Origin of the sequence: Citrobacter sp. Cu231 (genome assembly GCF_030332265.1) — a bacterium.
Classification (GTDB): Bacteria; Pseudomonadota; Gammaproteobacteria; order Enterobacterales; family Enterobacteriaceae; genus Citrobacter; species Citrobacter meridianamericanus.
On sequence record NZ_JAOWIE010000032.1, the window covers coordinates 513,354 to 532,122 of the forward strand.

The 18,769-nt window shown below is 50.0% G+C and carries 19 protein-coding genes and 1 riboswitch; of the genes, 14 read left to right on the plus strand and 5 right to left on the minus strand.

Annotated features, from left to right (window positions below; genetic code table 11):
* Window positions 1-4 precede the first annotated feature (4 nt).
* The 3 genes from OGY15_RS08910 to OGY15_RS08920 are packed head-to-tail and all read left to right on the plus strand — an operon-like array spanning window position 5 to window position 2,826.
* Window positions 5-1,171, plus strand: coding sequence for an ABC transporter permease (locus OGY15_RS08910; protein WP_278237814.1), 1,167 nt, complete (start codon window positions 5-7; stop codon window positions 1,169-1,171).
* Window positions 1,164-2,111, plus strand: a complete 948-nt coding sequence (locus tag OGY15_RS08915) for an ABC transporter ATP-binding protein (RefSeq protein ID WP_252837761.1) — start codon at window positions 1,164-1,166, stop codon at window positions 2,109-2,111. Before OGY15_RS08910 ends, OGY15_RS08915 begins: the two co-directional genes overlap by 8 nt.
* A complete protein-coding gene (locus tag OGY15_RS08920; RefSeq protein WP_151219812.1) occupies window positions 2,095-2,826 on the plus strand; it encodes an ABC transporter permease in 732 nt (243 codons plus the stop codon). The genes OGY15_RS08915 and OGY15_RS08920 overlap by 17 nt, the downstream gene beginning before the upstream one ends.
* Here the strand turns inward: OGY15_RS08920 and OGY15_RS08925 are convergent.
* Entirely contained in the window at window positions 2,807-2,914 is a 108-nt protein-coding gene (locus OGY15_RS08925) for a protein YohO (protein WP_151219811.1), read from the minus strand. The two genes, OGY15_RS08920 and OGY15_RS08925, sit on opposite strands and share 20 nt — an antisense overlap.
* A 74-nt stretch (window positions 2,915-2,988) precedes the next feature.
* Window positions 2,989-3,720: an HTH-type transcriptional regulator MlrA gene (mlrA, locus tag OGY15_RS08930; protein WP_151219810.1), complete on the minus strand. Its 732-nt coding sequence runs from the start codon at window positions 3,718-3,720 to the stop codon at window positions 2,989-2,991.
* A 225-nt stretch (window positions 3,721-3,945) separates the two neighbouring features.
* Between mlrA and OGY15_RS08935 the strand changes: the two genes are divergently transcribed.
* The 3 genes from OGY15_RS08935 to OGY15_RS08945 are packed head-to-tail and all read left to right on the plus strand — an operon-like array spanning window position 3,946 to window position 6,864.
* Window positions 3,946-5,631 carry a sensor histidine kinase gene (locus OGY15_RS08935; RefSeq protein WP_151219809.1) on the plus strand — a complete coding sequence of 562 codons (1,686 nt, stop codon included), beginning with the start codon at window positions 3,946-3,948 and terminating at the stop codon, window positions 5,629-5,631.
* Window positions 5,628-6,347 (plus strand): two-component system response regulator BtsR, encoded by a 720-nt coding sequence (gene btsR, locus OGY15_RS08940; RefSeq protein WP_103770480.1) that lies wholly within the window; start codon window positions 5,628-5,630, stop codon window positions 6,345-6,347. The genes OGY15_RS08935 and btsR overlap by 4 nt, the downstream gene beginning before the upstream one ends.
* A gap of 46 nt (window positions 6,348-6,393) precedes the next feature.
* Window positions 6,394-6,864, plus strand: a complete 471-nt coding sequence (locus OGY15_RS08945; protein ID WP_003027346.1) for a YehS family protein — start codon at window positions 6,394-6,396, stop codon at window positions 6,862-6,864.
* Window positions 6,865-6,906: 42 nt separating this feature from the next.
* On the opposite strand, the gene OGY15_RS08950 is transcribed toward OGY15_RS08945, so the two are convergent.
* Together OGY15_RS08950 and metG are read right to left on the minus strand one after the other, a co-directional pair.
* Window positions 6,907-7,365, minus strand: coding sequence for a YehR family lipoprotein (locus tag OGY15_RS08950; RefSeq protein WP_286538948.1), 459 nt, complete (start codon window positions 7,363-7,365; stop codon window positions 6,907-6,909).
* 162 nt (window positions 7,366-7,527) lie between these two features.
* Window positions 7,528-9,561, minus strand: a complete 2,034-nt coding sequence (metG, locus tag OGY15_RS08955) for a methionine--tRNA ligase (RefSeq protein WP_286538949.1) — start codon at window positions 9,559-9,561, stop codon at window positions 7,528-7,530.
* A gap of 163 nt (window positions 9,562-9,724) precedes the next feature.
* On the opposite strand from metG, the gene apbC reads away from it, so the two are divergent.
* The 6 genes from apbC (at window position 9,725) to OGY15_RS08985 (ending at window position 16,441) form a co-directional block, all read left to right on the plus strand.
* Window positions 9,725-10,834 (plus strand): iron-sulfur cluster carrier protein ApbC, encoded by a 1,110-nt coding sequence (apbC, locus tag OGY15_RS08960; protein WP_048211189.1) that lies wholly within the window; start codon window positions 9,725-9,727, stop codon window positions 10,832-10,834.
* A gap of 275 nt (window positions 10,835-11,109) precedes the next feature.
* Window positions 11,110-11,385 (plus strand): DUF2574 family protein, encoded by a 276-nt coding sequence (locus OGY15_RS08965; RefSeq protein WP_151224717.1) that lies wholly within the window; start codon window positions 11,110-11,112, stop codon window positions 11,383-11,385.
* Window positions 11,386-11,667: 282 nt separating this feature from the next.
* Window positions 11,668-12,198, plus strand: a complete 531-nt coding sequence (yehD, locus tag OGY15_RS08970; RefSeq protein WP_151219803.1) for a fimbrial protein YehD — start codon at window positions 11,668-11,670, stop codon at window positions 12,196-12,198.
* A gap of 63 nt (window positions 12,199-12,261) precedes the next feature.
* Window positions 12,262-12,942, plus strand: a complete 681-nt coding sequence (locus OGY15_RS08975; protein ID WP_286538950.1) for a fimbrial assembly chaperone — start codon at window positions 12,262-12,264, stop codon at window positions 12,940-12,942.
* A gap of 14 nt (window positions 12,943-12,956) precedes the next feature.
* Window positions 12,957-15,446, plus strand: a complete 2,490-nt coding sequence (locus OGY15_RS08980; RefSeq protein ID WP_151219802.1) for a fimbrial biogenesis outer membrane usher protein — start codon at window positions 12,957-12,959, stop codon at window positions 15,444-15,446.
* A gap of 11 nt (window positions 15,447-15,457) precedes the next feature.
* Window positions 15,458-16,441 carry a fimbrial protein gene (locus tag OGY15_RS08985; protein ID WP_151219801.1) on the plus strand — a complete coding sequence of 328 codons (984 nt, stop codon included), beginning with the start codon at window positions 15,458-15,460 and terminating at the stop codon, window positions 16,439-16,441.
* A gap of 55 nt (window positions 16,442-16,496) precedes the next feature.
* Here the strand turns inward: OGY15_RS08985 and OGY15_RS08990 are convergent, their stop codons facing one another.
* On the minus strand, window positions 16,497-16,829 hold the full coding sequence (locus tag OGY15_RS08990; RefSeq protein WP_187253394.1) for an RcnB family protein: 333 nt from the start codon (window positions 16,827-16,829) through the stop codon (window positions 16,497-16,499).
* Between the two features lie 204 nt (window positions 16,830-17,033).
* Window positions 17,034-17,130, plus strand: a riboswitch (TPP riboswitch).
* 31 nt (window positions 17,131-17,161) lie between these two features.
* Between OGY15_RS08990 and thiM the strand changes: the two genes are divergently transcribed.
* Entirely contained in the window at window positions 17,162-17,950 is a 789-nt protein-coding gene (gene thiM / locus OGY15_RS08995) for a hydroxyethylthiazole kinase (RefSeq protein WP_286538951.1), read from the plus strand.
* Entirely contained in the window at window positions 17,947-18,747 is an 801-nt protein-coding gene (gene thiD, locus OGY15_RS09000; RefSeq protein WP_187258714.1) for a bifunctional hydroxymethylpyrimidine kinase/phosphomethylpyrimidine kinase, read from the plus strand. Before thiM ends, thiD begins: the two co-directional genes overlap by 4 nt.
* The last annotated feature ends 22 nt before the right edge of the window (window positions 18,748-18,769 follow it).

The window sequence follows — 18,769 nt, forward strand, 5'->3', positions numbered from 1 at the left end:
GCGGGTGGGTGTTTTGTCGAATTTTTCAGTCAATCGGGTGCTGTTGCTGCTGGTGCTTCTTACTTTCGCGGCGGCAGCGCTTCCTTTTATTAGCTATGCTCCCAATCGCCTGGTGTCCGGCGAAGGTCGTCAACTCTGGGATATCAGCTCCTACACGACATGGGGATTGGCGGTGGCGTGTTTGCTGCTGTGTGTGTTGAGCGTTGTACCGGGAAGGTCCGGCAATATATTGGCGCTTATCGTTTGCCAACTGTTGGTGATTGCCGCGCTGGTAACCGCAGGTACAACGGCAACGTATCTGGCGAAGACGGGTAGTCCGCTGGCCAGAACCAGCCTGGGCAGCGGGTTCTGGTTAGGCGTGGGGCTGATGCTGCTGGCCGCCAGTGACGCTATTCGTCGCATCACCGCTAAGGCGCTGTGGCGTTGGGTTCTGCATGCGCAAATATTCATTGTGCCGCTGGTGCTTTTGTTCTCCGGCACGCTTAACGATCTTTCTCTGCTTAAAGAGTATGCCAACCGTCAGGACGTCTTTAACGATGCGCTGGCGCAACATTTGACGATTCTGTTCGCAACCGTGGTGCCCGCGTTGCTTATTGGCGTGCCGCTGGGCGTCTGGTGTGCTTTTTCCGTCGCCCGCCAGGGGCCAGTTTTCGCACTACTGAACATCATCCAGACCATTCCCTCCGTCGCGCTGTTTGGCCTGTTAATTGCGCCGCTGGCCGGGCTGGTGAAGCACTTTCCCGTGTTGGGCTCGCTCGGTGTTGCCGGAACCGGTCTGACGCCTGCGCTTATTGCGTTGGTGTTGTATGCGCTGTTACCGCTGGTTCGTGGCGTCGTTGCTGGCCTGAATCAGGTTCCGCGCGATGTGCTGGAAAGCGCCCGGGCGATGGGGATGAGCACGCGTCAGCGGTTTATCTCAGTGCAATTTCCCCTGGCGCTGCCGGTCTTCTTACGCAGTTTGCGCGTGGTGATGGTCCAGACGGTGGGGATGGCCGTGATAGCCGCGCTGATTGGCGCAGGGGGATTTGGTACCCTGGTCTTTCAGGGATTGCTCAGTAGCGCCGTTGATTTAGTGCTGTTGGGTGTGATCCCGGTTGTTGTCTTGGCAGTGTTGATTGATGCGCTGTTTGATTTAGGGCTCGCGCTGCTAAAGGTATCGAATAATGATTGAATTTCGTCACGTCAGTAAAATCTATGGTCAGCAAAAAGCCGTCGATGACCTTAACCTGCAGTTAGGGGAGGGCAGCTTTTCGGTGTTAATCGGTACGTCAGGTTCGGGGAAGTCCACCACGCTGAAGATGATTAACCGACTGGTTGAGCACGACAGTGGGCAGATCCGTTTTGCCGGAGAAGAAATTCGTAGCCTGCCGGTGCTGGAGCTAAGGCGGCGCATGGGATACGCGATTCAGTCTATTGGTTTGTTTCCCCATTGGACCGTCGCGCAGAACATCGCCACCGTACCGCAGCTGCAAAAGTGGTCGCGCTCACGTATTGATGACCGCACAGATGAACTGATGGCCCTGCTGGGCCTTGAGGCGAATTTGCGTCACCGTTATCCGCATCAGCTTTCCGGCGGACAGCAGCAACGGGTCGGGGTTGCGCGCGCGTTGGCGGCAGATCCGCAGGTACTACTGATGGATGAGCCTTTTGGCGCGCTGGATCCTGTCACCCGTGGTGCGCTACAGCAGGAGATGACGCGTATTCACCGTTTGTTGGGGCGTACTATTGTGTTAGTGACGCATGATATCGACGAGGCGCTAAGGCTGGCTGAGCATCTGGTCCTGATGGATGCTGGAAAGGTTGTCCAGCAAGGTACACCGCTGTCGATGCTGACCGCGCCAGCGAATGATTTCGTGCAAACTTTTTTTGGCCGCAGTGAACTGGGCGTACGGCTGTTGTCGTTGCGTACGGTAGGTGATTTTATCCGTCGCGGCGAACACTCGGACGGCGAGCCGCTGGTGGATGAAATGACGCTTCGTGATGCGTTGTCGGTGTTTGTGGCGCGGGGCTGCGACGTATTGCCGGTCGTGACCTCGCAGGGATTGTCCTGCGGTACGCTTCATTTTCGCGATTTGCTTTCGGAGACGCCGACCCGTGAAACGTCTTGCTGATCCGCTGCTATGGCTTATTGTCGTGTTCCTGATCCTGTTGGTGGGGTTGCCTCACAGTCAGGCCCTGTTTAGTTCGCTGTTCCCTGCGTTGCCGCGCCCCGTGTATCAGCAGGAAAGTTTTATGGCGTTGGCGCTGGCCCATTTTTCTCTGGTGGGGATCTCAAGCCTTATCGCCGTATTGATTGGCGTTGGGGCGGGTATTGCGGTAACCCGATCCTGGGGCACGGAATTCAGGCCGATAGTGGAAACCATTGCCGCCGTGGGGCAGACATTTCCTCCGGTCGCTGTGCTGGCTATTGCCGTACCGGTGATGGGGTTTGGTCCTGAGCCTGCAATTATTGCGCTGATCCTGTATGGGGTATTACCGATCTTACAGGCAACTCTGGCGGGACTTGGCGGCATTTCTTCCAGCGTGATGGATATCGCCAGTGGAATGGGCATGAGTCAGGGGCAGCGGCTGCGTAAAGTGGAGTTGCCGCTGGCGGCACCGGTTATTCTGGCGGGCATTCGCACGTCGGTCATTATTAATATTGGCACCGCAACGATAGCTTCAACCGTCGGGGCAAATACGCTGGGCACGCCGATTATCATCGGGCTTAGCGGGTTCAATACCGCCTATGTGATTCAGGGAGCGCTGCTGGTCGCGCTGGCGGCGGTAATTGTCGACCGCGGATTTGAACGATTAGCGAGCTGCCTTACCCTGCACGTAAAATGAATGTGTAACCTGCCAGCATGACACCGCCGATACCGCCGATGGCCATCAGCAGGAAGAGGGTGATGACACCGATTTTAGCTGCGTTCATTATGCACTCCTTATGTGAATCTAAGGATTGTACACTTTTGTTAATAAAATATTAAGAGCTTATCCCAGTAGGCTCTAAATACCGAGTGGATAAATATCGTGACCTAACGCGCGCCATTCGCTTAACTGTTGCTCCTGAGCGGGCGTTTGGCTTTCGCCGCACCAGATAAGTAAGGTGCGGCCTGCAAACAGCTCTGGTCGCAATTGGTTCAGTGAGTGGGCGAGGACGTCAACGCGCCATCCCTGCTGGCTGGCGACCCACCCCTCCAACCATAAGCGGGTGGTATCATGAATATTCCAGCCGACAACCAGGGCATCTTTGCCCTGTTTCTTGCGTGCCGAAGCCAGACAAATCGCGATGTAATTAATGAGGACGCCGTCGAGGATCCCCAGTAACGCCTGGAGGATCGGCTGCTGACATTGCAGACGTCGGCGTAACGGAATGAATAAATGGGTGTTGAGCGTTTGTGCGGGATAATCCTGACCACGCTCTTTGATCCACATTCTGAGGCTGTGCAGATTACTACTTTGCAAATAGCTCAACAGCGTCTCTTGTTGTTCGCGCCAGCCGTTATGCACATCAATATTTTCATTGCTGAGCAACGTTTTTACCTTACTGACCTGAACGCCATTGTTGATCCAGCGTTTTATCTCACGGATCCGGTCGATATCCGCGTCGTTGAACAGGCGATGCCCGCCATCTGTCCGCTGCGGTTTCAGTAATCCGTAACGCCTCTGCCACGCGCGTAAAGTGACAGGGTTGATATCACAAAGCAAAGCCACTTCACCTATTGTGTAAAGCGCCATCGTTGTCTCACTTATGCTTGCGAGGTCCCAGTTTTACTTTAGACGCTCTTTTGCGAACCAGGTAGTTTTGGCTGTTTTTTGATCAATAAATGGGTGGGTTTGTAGTCATGCTCGCGCTTTCGAGTGATCGTTCTCACAAATTCCTTTTTTTTTGCAACACTTCAAAGAAAGTTACGCGCAGCCCATGTATGTTACGCGCTTTTAAGTGATGTGTGGTTGGCGGGTATGTACGAGTTTAATCTGGTGTTGCTGCTGCTTCAGCAGATGTGCGTGTTTCTCGTTATCGCGTGGCTCATGAGCAAAACGCGTTTGTTTATTCCGCTGATGCAGGTGACTATCCGGTTGCCGCACAAACTGCTTTGCTACGTTACCTTTTCCATTTTCTGCATTTTGGGCACCTATTTCGGGCTGCACATTGATGACTCCATTGCGAACACTCGCGCTATTGGCGCTGTAATGGGCGGGTTGCTTGGCGGCCCGGTGGTCGGAGGTTTAGTTGGCCTGACCGGCGGTTTGCATCGTTATTCGATGGGCGGAATGACGGCACTTAGCTGCATGATTTCGACCATTGTGGAAGGTTTGCTTGGCGGGCTGGTGCATAGCGTGCTTACCCGCCGTGGCCGTACCGATAAAGTCTTCAGCCCGTTGACGGCGGGTGCCATAACTTTTGTCGCCGAACTGGTGCAGATGTTGATCATCTTATTAATCGCCCGGCCGTTTGATGATGCCTATCGACTGGTCAGCAATATCGCCGCGCCGATGATGGTGACGAATACCGTGGGCGCGGCCTTGTTTATGCGTATTTTGCTCGATAAACGAGCGATGTTTGAAAAATATACTTCGGCTTTTTCCGCCACCGCGCTCAAAGTTGCCGCCTCAACGGAAGGGATTTTGCGCCAGGGCTTCAACGAGGTTAACAGCATGAAGGTCGCTCAGGTGCTGTATGAAGAGCTGGACATCGGTGCCGTGGCGATTACCGACCGCGAGAAGCTGCTGGCGTTTACCGGTATCGGTGACGACCATCATCTGCCGGGTAAACCTATCTCTTCCTCGTACACTCAGAGGGCGATTGAAACCGGAGAGGTGGTTTATGCCGACGGCAATGAAGTCCCTTATCGCTGCTCTTTGCATCCGCAATGCAAATTAGGCTCGACGCTAGTGATCCCTTTGCGGGGAGAGAACCAGAGGGTGATGGGGACCATCAAATTGTATGAGGCCAAAAACCGTCTCTTTAGCTCGATCAACCGCACGTTGGGGGAAGGGATTGCCCAACTGCTTTCGGCGCAGATACTGGCCGGGCAGTATGAGCGGCAAAAAGCGATGCTCACGCAGTCGGAAATCAAACTACTGCATGCGCAGGTGAATCCCCATTTTCTGTTTAATGCGCTCAACACGATTAAAGCCGTGATCCGACGTGATAGCGAGCAGGCCAGCCAACTGGTGCAGTATCTGTCGACGTTCTTTCGCAAAAACTTAAAACGCCCATCGGAGATTGTGACGCTGGCCGATGAAATTGAACACGTTAACGCTTATTTGCAAATTGAAAAGGCACGGTTTCAGTCGCGCCTGCAGGTAACTTTGACGGTGCCGGATGCGCTTTCGTATCAGCAATTACCCGCCTTTACCCTACAACCTATTGTGGAGAATGCTATCAAGCACGGTACCTCTCAGCTGCTGGATACCGGGGAAGTGTCGATTACCGCCCGTCGCGAAGGACAGTATCTGATGCTGGATATTGAAGATAATGCCGGGTTGTATCAGCCAACGTCTGAGGCCAGCGGATTGGGTATGAGTCTGGTTGATAAACGACTGCGCGAGCGGTTTGGCGATGATTTTGGCATCAGCGTAGCGTGTGAACCTGACCGCTTTACCCGAATCACTTTACGACTTCCTCTGGAGGAACTGGCATGATCAAAGTGCTGATTGTCGATGACGAACCGTTAGCGCGGGAGAATCTGCGGATCCTGTTGCAAGAGCAAAGCGACATCGAGATTGTCGGCGAATGTTCGAATGCGGTGGAAGCCATCGGCGCGGTACATAAACTGCGTCCGGATGTCCTGTTCCTTGATATTCAGATGCCGCGTATCAGCGGTCTGGAAATGGTTGGCATGCTTGATCCCGAGCATCGCCCGTACATTGTTTTCCTGACCGCTTTTGATGAATATGCGGTGAAAGCATTTGAAGAACACGCGTTTGATTATCTTCTCAAGCCGATTGAAGAGGCGCGGCTGGAAAAAACGCTGAGCCGTTTGCGTCAGGAACGCACGAAACAGGATGTTTCGCTACTGCCAGAGAATCAACAGGCGCTGAAATTTATTCCGTGCAGCGGCCACAGCCGAATTTATTTACTGCAAATGGATGACGTGGCGTTTATCAGCAGCCGTATGAGTGGCGTGTATGTGACCAGCAGCGACGGCAAAGAAGGCTTTACCGAGCTTACACTCAGGACGCTGGAGAGTCGCACGCCGCTGTTGCGCTGTCATCGACAATACCTGGTGAATATGGCGCAATTACAGGAGATACGCTTGGAAGACAATGGCCAGGCCGAGTTGATTTTACGTAACGGTCTGACGGTTCCGGTAAGTCGTCGTTATCTTAAAAGTCTAAAAGAGGCGATTGGACTGTAAAACTGATACACTGCGCGCCATTGCATCACCGACAGTTGAAGGCTCTATGCTAAGTAACGATATTCTTCGTAGCCTGCGCTACACCCTGAAAGCGAACAATAACGACATGGTGCGTATTCTTGCGCTTGCTGACATGGAATCCATCTCCGCAAATTTCGATACCTGGACGACAAAAGAAGATGAAGACGGGTTTGTTCGCTGCCCGGATATCATTCTTTCCGGTTTTTTAAATGGTCTGATTTATCATCTGCGCGGCAAAGATGATTCTGCGCCGGAACTGGCGCTTGAGCGTCGTGTTAATAACAATACGGTGCTGAAAAAGCTGCGTATCGCCTTTTCGCTGAAAACCGATGATATTCTGGCGATTATGACCGAGCAGAAATTCCGTGTGTCGATGCCGGAAATTACCGCTATGATGCGCGCACCGGACCATAAGAATTATCGCGAATGCGGCGATCAGTTCCTGCGTTATTTCCTGCGTGGTTTAACGTCGCGAGAGCATAAAAAGAAAGCGTAAAGCAGCGCTGGCGACCACGATCAAAATCGGGTCGCCGATGCTTTACTTCACTTCTTTAAAACCCGCCGATTCCATTACCGTTTGCATTTGCTTCATGCTGATGTTTTTATCGGCGTTTTCAGATAGTTTAATCCCTGAAATGGCCTGCAACGCTTTTATATCAACTTTTTCCATATCGATAGTGACATTTTCTTGCGCGTAGGTATCTGAATAGATAAGTTTTTCTTCTATACCAGTAATGTTTTGATATTTGGTGCTTAACGCGTTGAATACTATTGCTGCTTCTTCTTTATTGCTGGCACCGACTGACGCATAGCTGATTTTACTTTCAGAGATTTGCTTTAGGACCTTATCACCTTTATACGTGTAAGAAACGGTGATATCAGAACCGTTAAGATTGGCATTGAATGTTTTCGTTTCTTCTTTATCACCACATCCCGCCAGGAAAAAAACAACAATCGACGCAACAGCGAGAGAAACAAATTTTTGCAACGCTTTCATGTAAAACTCCATTTTATGAATATTGAATACCAGTGAGAGATAGAATAAGGCGAATAGCAGTGGCTGAGCAGTCCGGAAATGGAGCAGGGGAGAATTTCAGATTAGGGGAAGAATTGATGCAATAAAAAAAGCGCTGCGGTTGCAGCGCTTGTTGTTTCTAACTTACTTCACCTGTTGGCCTGGTTTTGCACCTTCATCCGGGCTTAACAGGAAGATATCTTTCCCACCAGGACCTGCTGCCATCACCATCCCTTCAGAAATGCCGAAGCGCATCTTACGAGGAGCCAGGTTGGCAACCATAATGGTCTGACGCCCAATCAGGGTCTGCGGATCCGGATAAGCAGAACGAATACCAGAGAAAACGTTGCGCTTCTCGCCGCCGAGATCCAGCGTCAGGCGCAGCAGTTTATCGGAACCTTCCACGAACTCTGCGTTTTCAATCAGCGCCACGCGCAGATCAACTTTGGCGAAATCGTCAAAAGTGATGGTTTCCTGAATCGGATCATCCGCCAGTGGGCCGGTTACCGGTGCGGCAGCGGCTTTCACTTCTTCTTTCGACGCCTCAACCAGCGCTTCAACTTGTTTCATGTCGATGCGGTTGTAGAGCGCCTTAAAGGTGTTGACTTTATGACCGAGCAGCGGTTGTTCGATGCCATCCCAGGTCAGTTCGCTGTTGAGGAATGCTTCGACACGTTCAGCAAGCGTCGGCAGTACTGGCTTCAGCCAGGTCATCAGGACGCGGAACAGGTTAATGCCCATGGAGCAAATTGCCTGCAGGTCGGCGTCACGGCCTTCCTGTTTAGCCACGACCCACGGAGCCTGTTCGTCAACGTAGCGGTTAGCTACGTCGGCCAGCGCCATGATTTCGCGGATTGCTTTACCGAATTCACGGTTTTCCCACGCTTCACCAATCACCACTGCAGCGTCTGTAAAGGTTTTATACAGCGCAGGATCGGCCAGTTCAGCCGCCAGCACGCCGTCAAAGCGCTTACTGATAAAGCCCGCGTTACGGGACGCCAGGTTGACCACTTTGTTGACGATATCAGCGTTGACGCGCTGGACAAAATCTTCCAGGTTCAGGTCGATATCATCAATACGTGAAGAAAGCTTCGCCGTGTAGTAGTAGCGCAGGCTGTCGGCGTCAAAGTGCTTCAGCCAGGTGCTGGCCTTAATGAAAGTGCCGCGAGATTTAGACATCTTCGCGCCGTTTACCGTCACATACCCGTGAACGAACAGGTTAGTCGGCTTACGGAAGTTACTGCCTTCCAGCATGGCAGGCCAGAACAGGCTGTGGAAGTAGACGATATCCTTACCGATGAAGTGATACAGCTCGGCGTCGGAATCTTTCTTCCAGTACTCATCAAAGCTGGTTGTGTCGCCGCGCTTGTCGCACAGGTTTTTGAACGAGCTCATATAGCCGATTGGCGCATCCAGCCAGACGTAGAAGTACTTGCCGGGCGCGTTCGGGATTTCAAAACCGAAGTACGGGGAATCGCGGGAAATATCCCACTGCTGCAGGCCGGATTCGAACCATTCCTGCATTTTGTTCGCCACTTGCTCCTGCAACGCACCGCTGCGCGTCCACGCCTGCAACATTTCGCTGAATGACGGCAGGTCAAAGAAGAAGTGTTCGGAGTCACGCATTTCCGGCGTCGCGCCAGAAACCACAGATTTCGGCTCGATAAGCTCGGTAGGGCTGTAGGTTGCGCCGCACACTTCACAGTTATCGCCGTACTGATCCGGAGATTTACATTTCGGGCAGGTGCCTTTAACGAAACGATCCGGCAGGAACATGCCTTTTTCTGGATCGTAAAGCTGGGAGATAGTACGGTTCTTAATAAAACCGTTCTCCTTCAGACGTGTGTAAATCAGCTCAGACAATTCACGGTTCTCTTCGCTGTGCGTAGAGTGGTAGTTGTCATAGCTGATGTCAAAACCCGCAAAATCAGTCTGATGCTCCTGACTCATTTCACCGATCATCTGCTCTGGCGTGACCCCAAGCTGCTGCGCTTTCAGCATGATTGGCGTACCGTGTGCGTCGTCTGCGCAGATGAAGTTAACCTGGTGGCCGCGCATTCGCTGGTAACGGACCCAGACATCAGCCTGGATGTGCTCCAGCATATGGCCGAGGTGGATAGAGCCGTTGGCGTACGGCAGCGCGCACGTTACCAGAATTTTCTTCGCGACTTGAGTCATAGTAGGCAATTACTTCTTTTGTAGTGAAAAGGGCTTTGATAGTACCAAAATGGTAATTACTGCGCCAAGCGATAAGGGCATTTATCCGTAAATGAATAATTGTTGCCGTTGGAGTAAACTAGCGGTGACTATTGTATATTCAGAACAACAAAAAGGAGTCGGGATGAACGCACAATCCCAGGCCAAATCACCAGAGACCCTGCGCGCCATGGTTGCCGGGACGCTGGCGAATTTTCAGCATTCAACCCTGAAGCATAATCTGACGACGCTTAAAGCGTTGCATCACGTCGCCTGGATGGATGACACGTTGCACGTTGAGCTGGTCATGCCGTTCGTCTGGCATAGCGCGTTTGAGGACTTAAAAGAGCAATGTAGTGCCGACCTGCTGCGCATTACCGGTGCGAAAGCGATCGACTGGAAACTGTCGCATAACATCGCGACGTTAAAACGCGTGAAAAACCAGCCGGGCATAAATGGTGTAAAAAACATCATCGCAGTCAGCTCGGGTAAAGGTGGTGTAGGTAAATCCTCTACCGCCGTGAACCTGGCGCTGGCGCTGGCTGCTGAAGGAGCGAAGGTAGGTATTCTGGACGCCGATATTTATGGCCCGTCAATTCCGACAATGCTCGGCGCGGAAAACCAGCGTCCAACCTCACCTGACGGTACGCACATGGCGCCGATCATGTCTCACGGTCTGGCGACGAACTCCATTGGTTATCTGGTCACTGACGATAACGCCATGGTGTGGCGTGGCCCGATGGCCAGCAAAGCGTTGCTGCAGATGCTGCAGGAAACCTTATGGCCGGATCTTGATTACCTGGTACTGGATATGCCGCCGGGTACGGGTGACATCCAGTTGACGCTGGCGCAGAACATTCCGGTAACGGGAGCTGTTGTGGTGACCACTCCGCAGGACATTGCACTAATCGATGCCAAAAAAGGCATTGTGATGTTCGAAAAAGTCGAAGTACCGGTGCTGGGTATTGTTGAGAATATGAGTATGCATATTTGCAGCAACTGCGGTCATCACGAGCCAATCTTTGGCACCGGTGGGGCGCAGAAGCTGGCAGAGCAGTATCACACTCAACTGCTGGGACAGATGCCGCTGCATATTTCCCTGCGTGAGGACCTCGATCGTGGTATGCCGACGGTCATCAGCCGTCCTGACAGCGAATTTACTGCCATTTACCGCAGCCTGGCAGGGCGTGTCGCTGCCCAGCTCTACTGGCAGGGAGAAGTTATCCCTGGTGAGATCGCCTTCCGCGCAGTGTAATTTTAGCTGTAGCCGTGGTTTTTAATCCATTCGCCGTATCAATAATATATTGATGCGGTGAATGTATTTAGTGAAAAGTTGAACCCTGATATTTATCCAGCCTGTATAATTCATGTCTTTTTCTGAATAATCCTCTTTAATGCATCATTTAAATTGATCAATCTAATCCCATCAATCTACAATTCCGATTGGATTGAGCGGTGTATTTCGCCCATACTGTCACTTAACAGGCCATCTGCATGTTATTTGATGTTAACCACAGGAGTTACTATCAAATGAAAAAACATTGGCTGATGGGAATTATAATTCTGACTTATGGAATGAGTGTTTTTGCTTCCGATACTGCCTCTTTAACCATCGACGGCAGGGTAGTCGAACCGACTTGTAGTACTGATGTTGTAAATAATGAAATACATCAACGATGTGGAGAAACTCTTCATCTTTCAACTATCAACAATGTGACGTCTTCGCCTGCGCGAGGCGTGGTGACTGATATTGTTATTGTTCATGGTGATAGTTCGCGGCAGATCGTGCTAAATAGCTATGATTAAAAAAGTTTCTTTTTATTCATGGCTAGATATAGTTTTGAAGAATGATGCCTAGTTTTATATTTGTTTGAAGAATCTCGCCCCAGCTAGTTAATGCTATTAAGTTATTAATTCTAATAATAACTTAAACTGTCACTTATTTGTTGTGATTATATTGCAATGATTAATTTGAGTTAAGTCAATAAAACAACGCGTTTACATTGCGGTAACTTTTTTCCTGTGAGAATTTAATTTCAAGAAATACCACCTCTTAATAATAGAAATTAATTCATTAAGGAAGATATTATGAAAGCTTCAATCATTTCTGCTACTGTTCTTTCTGCTGTATTTATGAGCGCAGGGGCTTTTGCTGCTGATACCGATCAGGGTGAACTGATTATTACTGGTAAGGTGGTGGGAACTACCTGTAAATTTACGGGCGATAGTACGGCGACCATTGGTATGAACCAAATTGGTGCTGACAGATTAAATACCTTAAGCGCTGGTGGTGTTTATGATGGATACTCAAATAAAACCACCGTTCCCTTAACCGTTGAATGTACTGGTACTGCAGCGCCGAAAATAACTTTCTCCAGCTCGCAATTTGACAGTAATAATAAACACATTACACGAAATACCGCATCAAATAATGGTGCTGGTTTTGCGGTCTATTATGGTGATAAACAGGTTAATCCTGATTCAAGTATTAATTTAACGAAAACCGCAGACAATAAATATGTTCTGGACTTTAGCGCACGCTACGCGAAAGTGGGTTCAACTGACGTCACCGCTGGTGATGTGGCCTCTTCGCTGACGATGACTGTAGTTACTGATTAAGATTACAATCCTGTTTGTCGGCGGCTGTGGCCGCCGGTTTTTGCTGTAGTAAGGATAATTATAATGAAAAAGTTATTAATATTATTTTTTGCTGGCTCGGTAATGCCGGCGTGGGGAGGTATTTATATTTACGGCACTCGTGTCATTTATCCGGCGCAGAAAAAAGAAATTACCGTGCAAATCATGAACGAAGGCAGTCGTGGTGCTCTGGTTCAGTCGTGGATTGACGATGGTGATACCAGCCTGCCGCCAGAGAAAATTCAGGTACCGTTTGTGATGACTCCGCCAGTAGCAAAGGTTAGCGGTGGTTCCGGCCAGCAGCTGAAAATTAAGCAGTTAGCAAATATGTTACCGAAAGATCGTGAAAGCCTTTTTTTTCTTAATGTGCTCGATATACCTCCTAATTCAGCGGAATCAGAAGGTAAAAATATAATTAAATTTGCTATGCAGAACCGCATCAAATTTATTTATCGCCCACAGGGTGTTTCTGGTGTCGATAAAAAAAGTTTTACCCATCTGAATGTCAGTCATGCTAGTGGTGGGATAAGAATTAAAAATAATTCTGCTAACTGGATTACTATTCCTGAATTGATAGGTAGTTCAAAAGTTAATAAAGAGACGTTACTGTTAGCACCGTGGTCAGAGAAAATGTTAAGTACTACCGCTGTTGTTAGTGATTACAAGGTTACACTTATTGACGATTACGGTAATTATTTGAGTGAAAGAATAGAAACTGAAAAATAGCTTAAGGACTGGCTATGTTAAAGATCAATTCGATTACACTGGCCATCCTGTCGGTGCTGACGGCCTCATCATCTGCATGGGCTGAAGAAGAAACCTTTGATACCCACTTTATGATCGGTGGTTTAAATGGTGAAAAAATATCCCGCTATCAAATTGATGGCGATAAGCCAATGCCCGGAATGTATGAAATGGATGTTTATGTAAATAATCATTGGCGGGGTCATTATAATATTAATATTAAATCCGATCCGGATGCGGCATGCTTACCCTGGGCGCAGTTGCAGAAAATTGGTATTCGTACTGAGGGGATTAAAGCAGATAAAACTGTAGAGTGTGTACCGCTGCGCGCGGCAGTTCAGGGCGGCAGTGTCGGTTATGACATAGGGCAATTTATTCTGAATCTAAGCGTGCCGCATGCGTATGTGCTTGAACATGAGTCAGGATATATGTCGCCTGAAACCTGGGAACGCGGGGTTAACGCTTTTTATACATCTTATTACGCCAGCCAGTATTACAGTAATTATAAACACGGCGGCGATGATAAAAGTAGCTATGTGAACCTGAATAGCGGGTTGAACCTGCTTGGATGGCAGTTGCACTCAAATGCCAACTATATAAAAGGCAACGAGAACAGCGGTAATTGGAAAAGTAACACGTTATATATGGAGCGCGGTATCCCGCAAATACTTGGCACGCTACGTACCGGAGATATGTACACCGGTTCGGATATCTTTGACGCGGTACGTTTTCGCGGTGTGCGTATCTGGCGTGATATGCAAATGTTACCGAACTCAAAACAGAATTTTACCCCAGTAGTACATGGGATTGCCCAGAGCAACGCGTTGGTAACCATCGAACAAAACGGCTTTGTTATTTATCAGAAAGAAGTTCCACCAGGCCCATTTGCTATTGATGATCTGCAACTTGCTGGCGGCGGCGCGGATTTAGATGTGAGCGTGAAAGAGGCCGACGGCTCAGTATCCCATTACCTGGTGCCTTATTCATCTGTGCCGAATATGCTGCAGTCAGGCGTATCAAAATATGATTTTGCTGCCGGGCGTAGCCATATTGAGGGGGCTGGCAATCAGTATGATTTCCTACAGGGCAGTTATCAGTATGGTATGAACAATTTGCTAACGGTCTATGGCGGTACAATGCTGTCGCAGAATTATTCTTCATTTGTGCTCGGGACCGGCTGGAATACACCTATTGGCTCGGTATTGGTAGATGCCACGCGATCACATAGCGAACAGGATAATGGTGATGTTTTTGATGGTCAGAGCTATCAGGTTGCGTGGAACAAGTATGTCGCCCAGACCAGCACGCAGTTTGCGCTGGCAGCTTATCGTTATTCATCGCGGGATTATCGTAGCTTTAATGACTACGTGTGGGCGAATAATAAAAATCACTATCACCGCGATGAAAATGATGTTTATGACCTTGCGGACTACTATCAGAACGACTTTGGCCGTAAGAACAGTTTTTCTCTGAACATCAACCAGGCACTGGCTGCTGATTGGGGATTTCTGGCCGTCAGCGGTTTGTGGCGTGACTACTGGCAACGTAGTGGAACGGGAAAAGATTATCAGTTGAGTTATTCGAACACGTGGCAGCGAGTTAGCTATACCTTTGCCGTTAGCCAAACGTACGATCAGGATAATCACGAGGATAAGCGTTTTAACCTGTACATTTCCATCCCGTTTTCGTGGGGGGACGGTATTTCCGCTCCTCGGCGCGATCTGTTCGTTTCTAACTCAACAACGTTTGATGATGATGGTTATCAGTCGAATAACGCCAGCTTAAGCGGGGTGGCGGGTAATCGCGATCAATTCAGCTATGGCGCCAACCTCAGTCACCAACGACAAGAGAACGAGACAACGGCGGGCGGTAGCATGGTCTGGCGCGCGGCAATGGCGACTGTGGGCGGCAGCTACAGCCAGTCGAATAAGTATCAACAGGCCAGCGGTAATATTCAGGGCGGTGTTGTGGTGTGGTCTGACGGTGTGGCGCTGACGTCCCGGCTTTCCGATACTTTCGCCATTGTTAAAGCGCCGGGGTTACAGGGGGCGGCGGTGCAGGGACAGCGTTACTTAACGACGAACAGCAAAGGTTACGCGGTTTATGACGGCCTGACCCCGTATCGCGAAAATATGCTGATGCTGGATCTTTCTGACAGCCACAGCGATGTTGCCTTACTTGGCAACCGCAAAGGTGCGGTACCTTATCGCGGTGCGGTTGTACTGGCGGAGTATGAAACTGACAGGCGTAAACCCTGGTATTTTCTTGCCCAGCGTCCGGACGGCTCTCCGTTATCGTTTGGCTATGAGGTTGAAGATAGTGCGGGTAATAACATTGGTCTGGTCGGCCAGGGCAGTCGGTTATTTATTCGCACCAACGACATTCCTGCGTCGGTACGCGTCGCGGTTAATAAACAGCTGGGACAATTCTGCACGATTACCTTCGATAAGGCGATTGATGAGAATGAAGTCTATATTTGCCGATAAGGATGCGAAATATGAAAGAGTATCTGTATTTACTATTTTTGCTATTGTCATCCTTTGGGGTACAGGCGGGATGTACGTTTCAGTCATTAAACGGGGGAACATCGACAATCAATCTGGATATGACATCCGGTAAGGCGACAGCAAAAGTAAATCTCAATGCCAGTGGCAATATAACATGTACTGCTAATACCGATAGTTTATATTATGCAACACCCCTCAAGGATTATATTGTTGCTATCCAGGGGAGCAGCGGTAAGAAGGTATTAATTAGTATTAATTTAACGAGTAACGATTTTCCTGTCAGTATTGGTCGAACAACTGTAAGTGCCGGTGAAACACTAAATACCAAGAATTTCACCATTACAGCAAGTTATTTGAGTTCAGGTACCGCAAAACAGACGGTATCTGGCGATGCGTTTAGTTTGAGCGATTCAGCGGTCAGTATTACTGCTGAAAATGACTGCACAGCAAACTGGTTAGCTTATCTTTTTTGTTGGGCTACAAAGCGGTTGTCGAATACTTCAACCTTTACCCAGAATATGAACTTCACTGTAACGCACAAACCAACAACCTGTCGTTTCTCAAAAACTACATATGAGATAAAAATGCCGGATACGACGCTAAAAGAAATATTAAGTGCAAACAATACTAAATCAGGTTCTACAGATCTCACACTGAGTTGCGAAGGTATCAACGGCGTCACTACCAATCCAGTCAGTTTTAAAGTTGCGCGTGGCGACTGGAATGATAGTGGGACAATATTGATAAATACTTTAACGGGTGGTGCAAAGGGCGTAGGTTTCCAGATTTACAACGGCAGTGCGACCTCGCCGTTGAAATTGGGGGATACGCTGATGAACAAAATACCTAAACTGACTGAAATCAAAAGTGGCTACACGTTCCCCATCACCGCGAAATATGTTCGCGTAACAGGAGAATCACTACAGCCTGGTGAGGTACAAAGTAAAGTGATCTTTGCGGTATCTTACGACTGATTGATTGGTGGTTATTTCACGTACTTTCTTGCTGAAAGTACGTGTTTTTATTCTATTAACGATGATAAAAAATCTCGCCGTCGTAGGCTTTAATGATCTTAGCATCGGCATCATTGACCAGCACATACGCGCCGCCCATGTAGGTCCAGTGGGTGCCTGCCGTCGGTGCGGGCAGGTTGCGCAGATTCCACTGCTTTATGGTGTATTCGTCGGTGAGATACAGTGGTGGAACCTTGTCACCGGGTTTGAAATGGGTGAAGTCAGCAATAAAGCTGCTCAGCTCATACTTATCAATTCCGGTGGGGGCAGCTTTTGTGGCCGGTGCGGCCCAGACGACACTGCTCGCAAGCAGAAGTGCGCTCAGCAACATTTTATTTTTCATACCCATCCTCTCTACTTATTCGGGTCGTCAAAATCAGTCGTGTATCATTTCTGGCTTACAGGATATCTGACAAGCACTATTTTGTGAGTACTCCAGTTATTTCGTAAAAAGTGTAAATGAAGTGCAGATATGCGGCAATGTTGGCCCGCAATTTACAACATGGCGTGCAGACAGTATCCTGTCGCTGAAACCGGTGTAACATGTTTCGGTTTCAACGACTCGGGGTGCCCTTCCTGGTGAAGGCTGAGAAATACCCGTACCACCTGATCTGGATAATGCCAGCGTAGGGAAGTCTGACACTGCTCGTGTCCCTTCTTCGCGCGGGCAGGAGCTGAACCATGCAGCCTGACCTGCACTGCCGCGCGCTTGCGGCCCACACCTTACATCAATTTAGAACGCTTTCCCCACTCACACACTGTATGACCAACGAGGTTGTGCAAAGCTTTACGGCCAATACGTTACTCGCACTTGGCGCATCACCAGCGATGGTGATCGAACCTGAAGAAGCCAGCCAGTTTGCGGCTATCGCCAGTGCGCTGCTAATTAACGTGGGTACGCTGACCGAGAGCCGCGCCATTGCCATGCGCGCGGCGGTCGAACAGGCGCTGCGGGCTAATACTCCCTGGACGCTCGATCCCGTTGCCGTAGGCGCACTGGCGTATCGTCGTCGCTTCTGTCTGGATTTACTGGCGCTACAGCCCGCCGCTATTCGCGGTAATGCCTCGGAAATCCTTGCGCTGGCGGGGATGAACGGTGGAGGGCGCGGTGTAGACACGACTGATACACCAGCGGTAGCCCTCCCGGCTGCGCAGGCGCTGGCACGTCAGGTTGGGACCGTTGTCGTGGTTACCGGCGAAGTTGACTACGTTACCGATGGTCAGCGTACCGTCTGCGTGAACGGCGGTGACCCGTTGATGACCCGAGTGGTGGGTACCGGATGTGCGCTGTCGGCGGTTGTTGCGGCCAGTTGTGCTTTGCGTGGTGACAGACTTGATAACGTCGCTTCAGCCTGCAGCTGGATGAAACAGGCCGGACAAATAGCTACAGAACAATCAACCGGACCGGGAAGTTTTGTTCCGGCATTTATCGACGCCCTCTATAACCTGACCGCCCAGGAGCAAGCATGAAACGGATTAACGCATTAACAATCGCAGGAACCGATCCAAGCGGTGGCGCAGGTATTCAGGCCGATTTAAAAACCTTCTCGGCGCTTGGCGCTTACGGCTGCTCGGTTATTACCGCGTTGGTGGCACAAAATACGCGCGGGGTGCAGTCGGTGTATCGCATTGAACCTGACTTTGTTGCTGCACAACTGGACTCGGTGTTTAGTGATGTACGTATCGACACAACCAAAATTGGTATGCTGGCGGAGACTGATATTGTTGAAGCGGTTGCCGAACGTTTGCGTCGTCATCGAGTGCGAAATGTGGTGCTGGATACGGTGATGCTGGCGAAAAGCGGCGATCCGCTGTTATCTCCTTCTGCGGTAGAAACGCTGCGTACCCGTTTGCTGCCACAGGTCTCGATTATCACACCAAATTTACCCGAAGCCGCGGCACTTCTCGGGGCATCGCATGCGCAAACTGAGCAGGAGATGTTAGAGCAGGGAAGGGCGCTACGGGCGCTGGGCTGTGAGGCGGTGTTAATGAAAGGGGGACATCTCGATGATGTGCAAAGCCCGGACTGGCTCTTTACCCGTGAGGGTGAACAGCGTTTTACCGCGCCAAGGGTGATGACCAAAAATACTCATGGCACCGGTTGTACGCTCTCGGCGGCGCTGGCGGCGCTGCGCCCACGTCATGATAACTGGGCAGAAACAGTACAGGAGGCAAAGCTGTGGCTTTCAGCTGCGCTGGCGCAAGCCGACACCCTGGAAGTTGGCGAGGGAATAGGTCCGGTACATCATTTCCACGCGTGGTGGTAATCGGTATACTGGCTGCAGAAAC

Bases quoted from the DNA above. Each gene is read 5' to 3' on its own strand.
- OGY15_RS08915 (WP_252837761.1), top strand. From the start codon at position 1,164: ATGATTGAATTTCGTCACGTCAGTAAAATCTATGGTCAGCAAAAAGCC.
- OGY15_RS08925 (WP_151219811.1), bottom strand. From the start codon at position 2,914: ATGAACGCAGCTAAAATCGGTGTCATCACCCTCTTCCTGCTGATGGCC.
- mlrA (WP_151219810.1), bottom strand. From the start codon at position 3,720: ATGGCGCTTTACACAATAGGTGAAGTGGCTTTGCTTTGTGATATCAAC.
- OGY15_RS08935 (WP_151219809.1), top strand. From the start codon at position 3,946: ATGTACGAGTTTAATCTGGTGTTGCTGCTGCTTCAGCAGATGTGCGTG.
- btsR (WP_103770480.1), top strand. From the start codon at position 5,628: ATGATCAAAGTGCTGATTGTCGATGACGAACCGTTAGCGCGGGAGAAT.
- OGY15_RS08945 (WP_003027346.1), top strand. From the start codon at position 6,394: ATGCTAAGTAACGATATTCTTCGTAGCCTGCGCTACACCCTGAAAGCG.
- OGY15_RS08950 (WP_286538948.1), bottom strand. From the start codon at position 7,365: ATGAAAGCGTTGCAAAAATTTGTTTCTCTCGCTGTTGCGTCGATTGTT.
- metG (WP_286538949.1), bottom strand. From the start codon at position 9,561: ATGACTCAAGTCGCGAAGAAAATTCTGGTAACGTGCGCGCTGCCGTAC.
- apbC (WP_048211189.1), top strand. From the start codon at position 9,725: ATGAACGCACAATCCCAGGCCAAATCACCAGAGACCCTGCGCGCCATG.
- OGY15_RS08965 (WP_151224717.1), top strand. From the start codon at position 11,110: ATGAAAAAACATTGGCTGATGGGAATTATAATTCTGACTTATGGAATG.
- yehD (WP_151219803.1), top strand. From the start codon at position 11,668: ATGAAAGCTTCAATCATTTCTGCTACTGTTCTTTCTGCTGTATTTATG.
- OGY15_RS08975 (WP_286538950.1), top strand. From the start codon at position 12,262: ATGAAAAAGTTATTAATATTATTTTTTGCTGGCTCGGTAATGCCGGCG.
- OGY15_RS08980 (WP_151219802.1), top strand. From the start codon at position 12,957: ATGTTAAAGATCAATTCGATTACACTGGCCATCCTGTCGGTGCTGACG.
- OGY15_RS08985 (WP_151219801.1), top strand. From the start codon at position 15,458: ATGAAAGAGTATCTGTATTTACTATTTTTGCTATTGTCATCCTTTGGG.
- OGY15_RS08990 (WP_187253394.1), bottom strand. From the start codon at position 16,829: ATGGGTATGAAAAATAAAATGTTGCTGAGCGCACTTCTGCTTGCGAGC.
- thiM (WP_286538951.1), top strand. From the start codon at position 17,162: ATGCAGCCTGACCTGCACTGCCGCGCGCTTGCGGCCCACACCTTACAT.
- thiD (WP_187258714.1), top strand. From the start codon at position 17,947: ATGAAACGGATTAACGCATTAACAATCGCAGGAACCGATCCAAGCGGT.